Annotated in this window: 9 protein-coding genes and 2 riboswitches; of the genes, 3 read left to right on the top strand and 6 right to left on the bottom strand. The window is 40.3% G+C overall.

Features of this window, described 5'->3' with window-relative positions; genetic code table 11:
• Window positions 1-2: 2 nt before the first annotated feature.
• Window positions 3-206: a DUF951 domain-containing protein gene (locus HMPREF1504_RS06645; protein ID WP_005379561.1), complete on the bottom strand. Its 204-nt coding sequence runs from the start codon at window positions 204-206 to the stop codon at window positions 3-5.
• A gap of 604 nt (window positions 207-810) precedes the next feature.
• Between HMPREF1504_RS06645 and rbr the strand changes: the two genes are divergently transcribed.
• The gene (gene rbr / locus HMPREF1504_RS06650) at window positions 811-1,356 is read left to right on the top strand and encodes a rubrerythrin (RefSeq protein WP_005379557.1); all 546 of its coding nucleotides are present in this window, start codon (window positions 811-813) and stop codon (window positions 1,354-1,356) included.
• A 177-nt stretch (window positions 1,357-1,533) separates the two neighbouring features.
• On the opposite strand, the gene thiM is transcribed toward rbr, so the two are convergent.
• Together thiM and thiD are read right to left on the bottom strand one after the other, a co-directional pair.
• Window positions 1,534-3,048 carry a hydroxyethylthiazole kinase gene (gene thiM, locus HMPREF1504_RS06655; protein WP_038124544.1) on the bottom strand — a complete coding sequence of 505 codons (1,515 nt, stop codon included), beginning with the start codon at window positions 3,046-3,048 and terminating at the stop codon, window positions 1,534-1,536.
• Between the two features lies 1 nt (window position 3,049).
• Window positions 3,050-3,895: a bifunctional hydroxymethylpyrimidine kinase/phosphomethylpyrimidine kinase gene (gene thiD, locus HMPREF1504_RS06660; protein WP_038124547.1), complete on the bottom strand. Its 846-nt coding sequence runs from the start codon at window positions 3,893-3,895 to the stop codon at window positions 3,050-3,052.
• 63 nt (window positions 3,896-3,958) lie between these two features.
• Window positions 3,959-4,053, bottom strand: a riboswitch (TPP riboswitch).
• An 81-nt stretch (window positions 4,054-4,134) separates the two neighbouring features.
• A riboswitch (TPP riboswitch) is annotated at window positions 4,135-4,240 on the top strand.
• A 52-nt stretch (window positions 4,241-4,292) separates the two neighbouring features.
• On the opposite strand from thiD, the gene cytX reads away from it, so the two are divergent.
• Complete coding sequence (cytX, locus tag HMPREF1504_RS06665) at window positions 4,293-5,492, top strand: putative hydroxymethylpyrimidine transporter CytX (protein ID WP_038124549.1); 1,200 nt, start codon at window positions 4,293-4,295, stop codon at window positions 5,490-5,492.
• Between the two features lie 45 nt (window positions 5,493-5,537).
• Here cytX and HMPREF1504_RS06670 read toward each other — a convergent pair whose 3' ends face one another.
• The 3 genes from HMPREF1504_RS06670 to modA form a co-directional block, all read right to left on the bottom strand.
• Window positions 5,538-6,167 carry an ATP-binding cassette domain-containing protein gene (locus tag HMPREF1504_RS06670; RefSeq protein WP_038124552.1) on the bottom strand — a complete coding sequence of 210 codons (630 nt, stop codon included), beginning with the start codon at window positions 6,165-6,167 and terminating at the stop codon, window positions 5,538-5,540.
• Window positions 6,168-6,175: 8 nt separating this feature from the next.
• Entirely contained in the window at window positions 6,176-6,844 is a 669-nt protein-coding gene (modB, locus tag HMPREF1504_RS06675; protein WP_038124555.1) for a molybdate ABC transporter permease subunit, read from the bottom strand.
• Window positions 6,845-6,942: 98 nt separating this feature from the next.
• Complete coding sequence (gene modA / locus HMPREF1504_RS06680; RefSeq protein WP_038124556.1) at window positions 6,943-7,731, bottom strand: molybdate ABC transporter substrate-binding protein; 789 nt, start codon at window positions 7,729-7,731, stop codon at window positions 6,943-6,945.
• Window positions 7,732-7,943: 212 nt separating this feature from the next.
• On the opposite strand from modA, the gene HMPREF1504_RS06685 reads away from it, so the two are divergent.
• Window positions 7,944-8,933, top strand: a complete 990-nt coding sequence (locus HMPREF1504_RS06685; protein WP_038124558.1) for an AEC family transporter — start codon at window positions 7,944-7,946, stop codon at window positions 8,931-8,933.
• Window positions 8,934-9,044 lie beyond the last annotated feature (111 nt).

The following is a 9,044-nucleotide window of genomic DNA, read 5'->3' on the forward strand; positions in this document are numbered from 1 at the left end:
CCTCATTCATTTTCAGGCAAGCGCGATACTATTTTCTTCGCTGCCTTTTCAAATTTAGGGCGAGGCATCAACAACTGATGACCACAACCTTTACAAACGATAAGAAAATCTGTACCTATGCGCTTGACCTCCCACTCATCACTGCCACAGGGATGCGATTTTTTCATTTGTACTATATCGCCCACATAATATCTAATAAACGCCATAGCGCCTCCTTATACTATTTCTATTATATATATATTATTATACTTAAAATATGTTCTCCAATATAGGTAAAAGTACACTTTGACTAATAAGATCTATCGGCTTAATCAGAATTGTTACCAAAAACAAACAGTTCTATAAACAATAATGATTTTCCATGTAACTCTCATTCTCATTATCAGTAATTCTATTTTTAATAAATCCATTACTTAACAGACTTTCAAAAACCGCTTATTTACTACATTGATAACATTTATCATTTAGAAAATTTTCGAAATAAATTTTTACAAAAACACTTGCATTTCTCATTTAGTATGTTACAATATAGTCAACAATGATTATTCGTTAAGTATACGAATCAAAAACATTGTGGTGTAAATTATAGGCAAGTGCCTCTTTACAACTATAGGTAAGTACTCATTTAAAAGATAAGTAAGTGCTTTTTTCAAATATAGACAAGTGTCTATCTAATCAGTATATAAATAAGTTTTTATTTAACTTAAACTCAAGTGAGTTACCCACCATTGCATTCACAACCAAGTGGTTATGAATATATAACTAAGGTAAAAATTTTGAAATTTGATGTAAGTACAAAGGAGTATTAAAATGGCAGAATTAAAAGGTTCTAACACTGAAAAAAATCTTCAAACAGCATTTGCTGGTGAATCCCAAGCATTCCAAAAATATACATATTATGCAGCAGCAGCTCGTAAAGCTGGCATGAACGAAATCGCTGATTATTTCGAAGAAACAGCTCACAACGAATCTGCACATGCTAAAGTTTGGTTCAAAGCTCTTCATGGTGGCGACATTTCCGCTGATATCGAAGCTAACCTTCGCGATGCAGCAGCTGGTGAAAACTATGAACACACTACAATGTACAAAGATTTCGCTGACGAAGCAGAAAAAGAAGGCTTCACTGCTATCGCTTTCAAAATGCGCGAAGTTGGTAAAATCGAAGCTCGCCATGAAGCTCGTTACCTTGCATTAGCAGCTCGTGTTTCTGGCAACAAAGTGTTCCACAACGATCAACCAGTTGCATGGATTTGCGCTAACTGCGGTTACATTCACGTTGGTGAAGAAGCTCCTAAAGTTTGCCCAGTATGTGCTCACCCACAAGCTTTCTTCCAACGCCACGTTGAATCCATCTAATCTATAAGTTTAGATAAAATAATATTTTAAATACAGATATGTAATACTGCAAGTGCAGTTCTTCCTAACTGTATGTACAGACAACCTCAATATAAAAGACGATGACTTCGGTCATCGTCTTTTTTGTGTTCTATTAGTTATATATGTATTAAGAGTCGTAAGTCATACTATTTACTATTAAAGGCTAGATGCTAATTCTTTAAATTGTCGAACCGCTTCATAAGGCTTTTCTGCATGGGCAATGGCAGATATAACGGCAACACCACAAGCGCCAGCACGGAGTACTGCCATTGCATTGTCTTTGGTAATACCACCAATTCCAACGCATGGTAAGGTTAATCCTTCTGCCTGTAGTTCAGCTGTACGTTCCGGGCCGCATGGTTCTTGCGCATCAGGCTTGCTACTAGTTGTATACATAGGACCTACGCCTACACAATCAGCATACAGTACATCTGTCTTATGGAGTTCCTCTATGGAATGGATGGATATCCCCACTACCTTATGACCTACGATAGTACGCACATCTTCTAAGCACATATCGTCTTGCCCTACGTGAACACCATCCGCATTAACAGCGACCGCTAGCTCTACATCATCATTGATAATATAGAGCACATGATACTTGGCACAGATATGTTGTAACTGTTGTGCTAGTTCTAACTTCTGTTGACCTTCTAATGTACCATCGCCCTTTTCTCTAAACTGAAAGCAGGTTATACCACCACGACAAGCATCTTCTACGATTTCGAGCAACCGTTTTTTGTTAAGCTCTGTATCTTGTGTACCACACACGAAATACACTTGTAATTGATCTGGTACAACTACAGACTGCACACGATTTTCAGATACAAGCACCTCATCATCTAGCGTATACAAAGCATCTATAAAGGCTACGCTAAAGCTACCTGGTTTTATTCCACTTACCTTAACAGCACTTTCACCAGCTAAACCATAATACGCCAATGCATAGGCAAGAAATTCACCTGTAGATAGGCTATCCTTAAAGGAATCATAAATTCCAAAAAAGGCTGCTAATACGGCCCCTAAGAGACAGCCTGTTCCCGTTACAGCAGTCATAATCGAATGACCATGAGGCACTGCAAAGACTCGAGTTCCATCAGATACATAATCCTCTTCGCCCGTTGCTACTACAGGACAGTTAATAAGACGCGCTAAACGATATGCGATAATGGCACTATCCGCTACCTGTGCCCCATCAACGCCCTTACCTAACGGAGAGTTTTCATCCTTATTATCAGAACTCAGTACATCATAAACAGCCTTAACTTCGCTTTGATTGCCTCGTAATAACGAAATAGAACCAGTCTTAATCAAATCTAAGACCACCGACAATCGGTAAGCTCCTGCATGACAGCCCACAGGATCAAGAATAATTGGTACATCATATTCCTTCGCTAGTTTAATAGCCTCTTTATAGTAACCAACCTTCTCAGGTGTAAGTGTCCCAATATTGATGAGCAGTGCTGATGCATACACAATAAGATCCTTTAAATCTTCACTACATTCGCTCATGATGGGCGATGCTCCAATGGCTAGTAGTCCATTAGCAGTAAAGGTTCGTACCACATCATTGGTAATACAAATCACGAGAGGATTTCGATGACGCAATGTTTCTAATATATTAAGTTCTGTCCCTGTTTGGCCAGTCATATATGGATTTTCATGAGTCATATTACAGTCTCCTCTCATCGTTTTTCAAAAGCTCATCCATTGTTTCAGTTCCATTCGCCAATAAACCATAGGCCATGTGGTTAACTGGGCCACACCCATTGCCTAACGCTGGATTGTACTTAATAGCAAGAGCAATATAGTCCTTGGCAATACCGATGGCATCCATTACATCACGGCCTTTAGCAAGCTCCGCTGTAATAACCGCTGAGAAGGTACAGCCCGTACCATGAGTATGCACCGTATCATATTTGGGGCTCGTCCACGTACGAATATTACCATCTTTAGTGAAAGCATAATCCGTTGCATCTTCACCGATGTGCCCGCCTTTAATGATGACCACTTGAGGACCTAAGTCTTGTAAGATACGATTGGCCGCCGTTGTGATATCGCTTTCACAAGTGATAGACATATCGGCTAAGACCTCTGCCTCACTGCGATTTGGAGTGATAACCGTTGCGGTAGGAATCAGTTTAGATTTTAAGAAATGTACCGCCTCATCTGATACGAGTCGATCACCGCTAGTGGCAATCATAACGGGATCCATTACATACGGAATTCCCTTACTCACATAAGGATAGATGAGATCCATCATCTCCGGCAAGGCAATCATGCCCGTCTTAACAGCTTGGGGCATAATATCTGAGTACACATCGTGTAACTGTTTTTCTATACTCTCTAAGGATAGATGTTCTACGTGATGAACACCCGTTGTATTTTGAGCTACCACGGACGTAACCACGGCCATGCCGTATACGTTACGGCTTTGAAAAGATTTTAAATCAGCCATAATGCCAGCGCCACCGCTTGGGTCAGTACCAGCAATTGTCAATGCAGTATGTAATTTCATAATACCTCCAAACATATAAAAACGAGACCACTCCAAATGGAATGGTCTCGTAATAGTTTAGTATTATGTTGCACTCCACTTTCCTACGCCAGTATTATCTGGATCAGGTCTAGGGTTTTGAATGGTCAATCTCAGCAAAAGCACCCCTAGTGGCAATATATTTTTATACTCTAGTTATAACATCATTATACAATCTATGCAAGAAAATAATTGACGGGGTTCTCTTAACAGCCTATAATGAAGCCATAACGGGGTGCTCACATGAGTGGGCTGAGAGTAAGCTAATGCTTTAACCCATAACCTGATTTGGATAATGCCAACGTAGGGAACATAGAGGATTAATAGCCGAGTTCCTATGAACTCGGCTTTTTCTATGACTCCTTGGCAAGGAGGACGTATGAAAGACACACACATTACACAACCACAGTTCGCCATGATATGGTTTGGTGCCGCTCTATCTATAGCGGAAATTATGACAGGAACCTATCTGGCCCCCTTAGGACTCACCCAAGGTCTATATGCCATCATCTTAGGACATATCATCGGCGGCATACTGCTCTTTGGGGCTGGCCTCATCGGTGGACGTTTGCGGCAAGGCAGTATGAATACTACCGCCTTCAGCTTTGGCCCACTAGGGGCTAAAGGCTTTGCCTTTTTAAATATGCTTCAACTTATCGGCTGGACTAGCATCATGATCTACGATGCTATGCTAGCCTTACAAGAACTAGCACCTCTATCTCCTATAATTTGGACGATAGCTATTGGCGCGCTTGTCATCTTGTGGCTTTTCATTGGCCTCCACAATACGGGCTATATTCAAGCTATCGTATCCGTTCTATTGTTAGGCCTCACCCTTTACATGGGTGCTCACATGATATCGCAGTGGCCTAGTGAAGGTGTCATTCTAACTAGCGGTAACATGAGTTTCATCGCTGCCCTTGAATTATCTATCGCCATGCCACTATCTTGGCTACCTCTCATCAGTGATTATACCCGTGAAAGTAAAAAACCTTTCTCCGCATCACTTACAAGTGCTACAGTCTACACTGTAACAAGTATCGTTATGTACACCTTAGGTCTTAGTGCCGCTATCTTTGGCGGCGGCGACTCCATCATTACTATCATGATGAATGCAGGACTTGGCCTTGCGGGCCTCATCGTTATTATTTTCTCTACCGTAACTACAACCTTTATGGACGCTTACTCTGCAGGCGTATCTAGTACGACTATCTACAAGAGTGCATCTAGTAAAGGCATCGCCGTCATCGTAACTATTGTCGGCACCATCGCTGCCATTCTATATCCAATGGATGATATTACAGACTTCCTATACCTCATCGGCTCTGTATTTGCGCCGATGATTGCCATTCTTTTGGCGGACTACTTTATCAATCGCCAACAAGTACAAACATTATCCGCTTATCTCGTACGAGGTCTTATTTGGGCCGTATCCGTTGGTTTATACCACTATATGTTACATAGTGAAAGCACAATAGGTGCTACATTACCAGCCTTTACAATGGCATTTGTCGTTACAGCTATCGTTGGCTTCATAAGTCATACAGAAAACTCATCTGTCGAAATAAAACAACACTAAAACAAAAACACCTTCATAAGCAATCATGCTTATGAAGGTGTTTTACTATTCAGGTATAATAATTTGTCCGTCTTCACAGTTCCAGTGTCTATCACCAACTGCATCAGCTTCGCTTTCATCATGGGTCACCCATACACATGGCACGTCCCATTCACGAATGATGGAAACCAGATCCACACGCACTTGTTTCCGAAGGTTCCAATCTAATGCAGATAAAGGTTCATCAAGAAGCAATATAGTTGGTTTTGAATAGAGTGCACGACCTAAAGCCACACGTTGTTGTTCACCACCAGATAAGCGCCCCGCCTTAGTGTTACGGTATTTTTCTAATCCTAAACGTTTTAATAGAGAATCACACATATCAGGTGTGCCTCGTTTACTATATGTAATATTGTGTTCCACGGATAAATGAGGAAATACGATATTGCCTTGTGGCATATATCCTACCTGACGCTCTTGAGCTGGCACCCATATATTTTGATCTCGGTCAACCCATGTTCGTTCATCGCATCGAATGATACCAGTTGTAGGTTTCACTAACCCTGCAATACATTTAATAAACGTACTTTTACCACTTCCAGATGAACCGGTTAACACCGTAATTCCTGAAGCTAAAGTACCATCGGCTTTCACAATCATAGAAGGTCTTGCTATGGTAAAAGAAAATGTAATCATAGTCCCTCCTAATTACGCCCTAAATTACGGAACAAGGATCCTTTTGTAAGGATGTGAATACCGCTCAATAGCGTTAATGTAAGCACACAAATGTAAATAACGAGTTCAAAGGCATCCATGTACTGTCCTGCCTCTACATAGGAATAGATAGCAAGTGGCATGGTACGCGTAATTTTAGGAATATTACCTGCGATTAATATGGTAGCACCGAACTCACCCATAGCACGACAAAATGCCAATATGCTGCCCGTTAAAATCCCCTTCCATGCCAATGGTACAGAGATTGTAAAAAATATACGCAGCTCTGAAGCGCCTAATGTACGTGCTACGTCCTCCATATTATGGTCTACAGACTGCAATGCGGACCGCACCGTTTGATAAAACAAAGGAAAGGCAATAACAGAAGATGCCACAACGGCACCTGCTGCAGTAAATACGACGCCTAAACCATGTGATTCTAACCAAGCGCCGAATGTATAGCCCGGTGTAAATACCATAAGCAAAGCAAAGCCAACTACTACTGGAGGCAACACGAGCGGCAATGTTATTAGGGCATCTAGAACAGCGATACCACTCCACTTACATCGATTCATCCAGTAACAAGCAGCTAAGCCAGTCAATATAACAATAACTAGCGCTAAACTCGCCACCCACAATGACAACCAAAATGGACTCATATCGGGCCTCCTTTCTTTACCGAATCTCTGCCGGATAATAAATTATAACTCTATTGTATCATAAGAAAACGCTAGCCCTAAAAGCTAGCGTTAAATTCTTATTTAGACGTAGAGAATCCATATTTTTCCAATACTTTTTGGCCCTCTGGGCTCATTACGTATGTATAGAAATCTTGAGCCAAAGCATTATCATATTTCTTAATAATACCGATAGGGTATATAACAGGATCATGAGAATCTGCAGGTGTTACTGCAGCAATTTCAACTGCATCACCGGCTGCAATAGCATCCGTCTTATAGATAAAGCCCGCATCACCAGCCGCTTGGCTAATGGAAGCCGTTACAGCTTTAACATCTTTAGCATATACCACATTAGGTTCTACTTGGTCCCATACACCTAATTTTGTTAGTACTTGCTTACCATAGTTACCAGCGGGTACGGTATCTGGATTACCTAAAACAATACGTTTTACAGATGCGATTTGATCTAACTCAATTTTAGGTTGTCCTTTAGGAACTACAAGAACGAGTTCATTTGTTACAAATGGTTTTACATTTATTACTAAATCTTTATCTTGTAACATCTTCATATTTTTTTCGTCTGCAGAAATGAATAAGCTTGCAGGTGCACCTTGTTCAATCTGTTGACGCAATGTGCCAGAGCCAGCAAAGTTAATTGTGATTTGATCATCTGCTAAGTTATGCTCTTTCTTATACGCATCTGCTAATTCAGTAAGAGCCCCCTTAAGGCTAGCAGCCGCTTGAATTGTAATCTTTTCAGACGTACTTGGCTTTGCGCTATCCGTAGTTTTACTTGCATCATTACCACAGCCTACTACAAAGGCAAGCACACAAATACTCATTAAAACTAATAGAATTTTTCTCATACAACCTCCTGCTCCCTACGGAATTAATACATATAAATGCTTAAAAATATAAACCTAAACACTACATCCTATGGTATGATACTATTATAAAGAAATCAGGTATAAGCTATATATGAAATGTATGATATATATAACATAGTATATTGATTATAACCGAAGTATGCCATGATTGTAATCACAATTATACATATTATAGAACTCTAGGTGAGACCATGAATTTATTAACATTAATAGGCCATATCTTCATGAATTCCATGATTCCTATATTTATGCTTATAGGCGTTGGATTTGTATTAGATAAAAAATTTAAACTTGACTTATATACACTGAGCAAACTTAATTTCTATATATTATTGCCCACCTTCGTATTTAGGGCGATGTATGAGGCTAAATTCACTTCAAGTACATTGGAAATTGTTTTCTGTGCACTGTGTGTACTTATACTAAACTCTATTATTTCTGAAATTATTGGGCGCATACGGGGGTACGATGTAGCTAAAATCGCAACATTAAAAAACTGTGTCATGTTCAATAATGTAGGTAATATGGGGGTTGCCCTTGCCATCTTTGTATTTGCTAATGTACCATATGTCATCGATGGGGCCACACCCTATGCCAACTTAGGACTCGTGAGTGTAGTATCTATCATGATTATTCAAACCATTACGAGCAATACTTATGGATTCTATCAAGCAGGTGCAGGTCGATTGAGTACGAAAGATGCACTAAATGTCGTATTCCACATGCCGATGGTATACGCCATTCCACTAGCCTTACTATGCCAATTATTGCCATTCGATCTTCACGGGCTCTTCTTCTTTGCTCCCCTCAACATCTTTGCTAACGCCTTCGTTGGTGTAGCCATGATAGCCTTAGGGGTACAAATTAACCGGACCCCATTGAATTTCTTTAAAGCTGACGTCATGTTAGCCAGTGCATTACGACTTATCATAAGTCCCCTATTAGCCGCTGTTATGACCATACTATTTATTACCTTCTATGGTCCTATGCATCCAATTGCGGCACAAACAATCGTCATTACCTATAGCGTACCAACGGCTATCAACATGGCCCTCATCGCTATCGAAATGAAAAACAACCCAGAATACGCTACGCAAATCGTAATGGGTACAACCATATTATCGGCAGTGACCATGCCACTCTTTATCACATTCGCTTATTATATATTTCCATTATACTAAAAATATATACATCAAAAGGGAGCCCCGAGAGGCTCCCTTTCTTGTAGGCTCTATAATAAATGTTGGGGTGACACCACTACGGTGTCACTTCCAACATTATTTTTTTGCAAA

It is taken from the genome of Veillonella sp. ICM51a (assembly GCF_000524355.1).
Classification (GTDB): Bacteria; Bacillota; Negativicutes; order Veillonellales; family Veillonellaceae; genus Veillonella; species Veillonella atypica.

What these genes read in the sequence shown, in the direction of transcription:
- HMPREF1504_RS06645 (WP_005379561.1), bottom strand. Translation starts at nt 206, where the DNA reads ATGGCGTTTATTAGATATTATGTGGGCGATATAGTACAAATGAAAAAA.
- rbr (WP_005379557.1), top strand. Translation starts at nt 811, where the DNA reads ATGGCAGAATTAAAAGGTTCTAACACTGAAAAAAATCTTCAAACAGCA.
- thiM (WP_038124544.1), bottom strand. Translation starts at nt 3,048, where the DNA reads ATGACTCATGAAAATCCATATATGACTGGCCAAACAGGGACAGAACTT.
- thiD (WP_038124547.1), bottom strand. Translation starts at nt 3,895, where the DNA reads ATGAAATTACATACTGCATTGACAATTGCTGGTACTGACCCAAGCGGT.
- cytX (WP_038124549.1), top strand. Translation starts at nt 4,293, where the DNA reads ATGAAAGACACACACATTACACAACCACAGTTCGCCATGATATGGTTT.
- HMPREF1504_RS06670 (WP_038124552.1), bottom strand. Translation starts at nt 6,167, where the DNA reads ATGATTACATTTTCTTTTACCATAGCAAGACCTTCTATGATTGTGAAA.
- modB (WP_038124555.1), bottom strand. Translation starts at nt 6,844, where the DNA reads ATGAGTCCATTTTGGTTGTCATTGTGGGTGGCGAGTTTAGCGCTAGTT.
- modA (WP_038124556.1), bottom strand. Translation starts at nt 7,731, where the DNA reads ATGAGAAAAATTCTATTAGTTTTAATGAGTATTTGTGTGCTTGCCTTT.
- HMPREF1504_RS06685 (WP_038124558.1), top strand. Translation starts at nt 7,944, where the DNA reads ATGAATTTATTAACATTAATAGGCCATATCTTCATGAATTCCATGATT.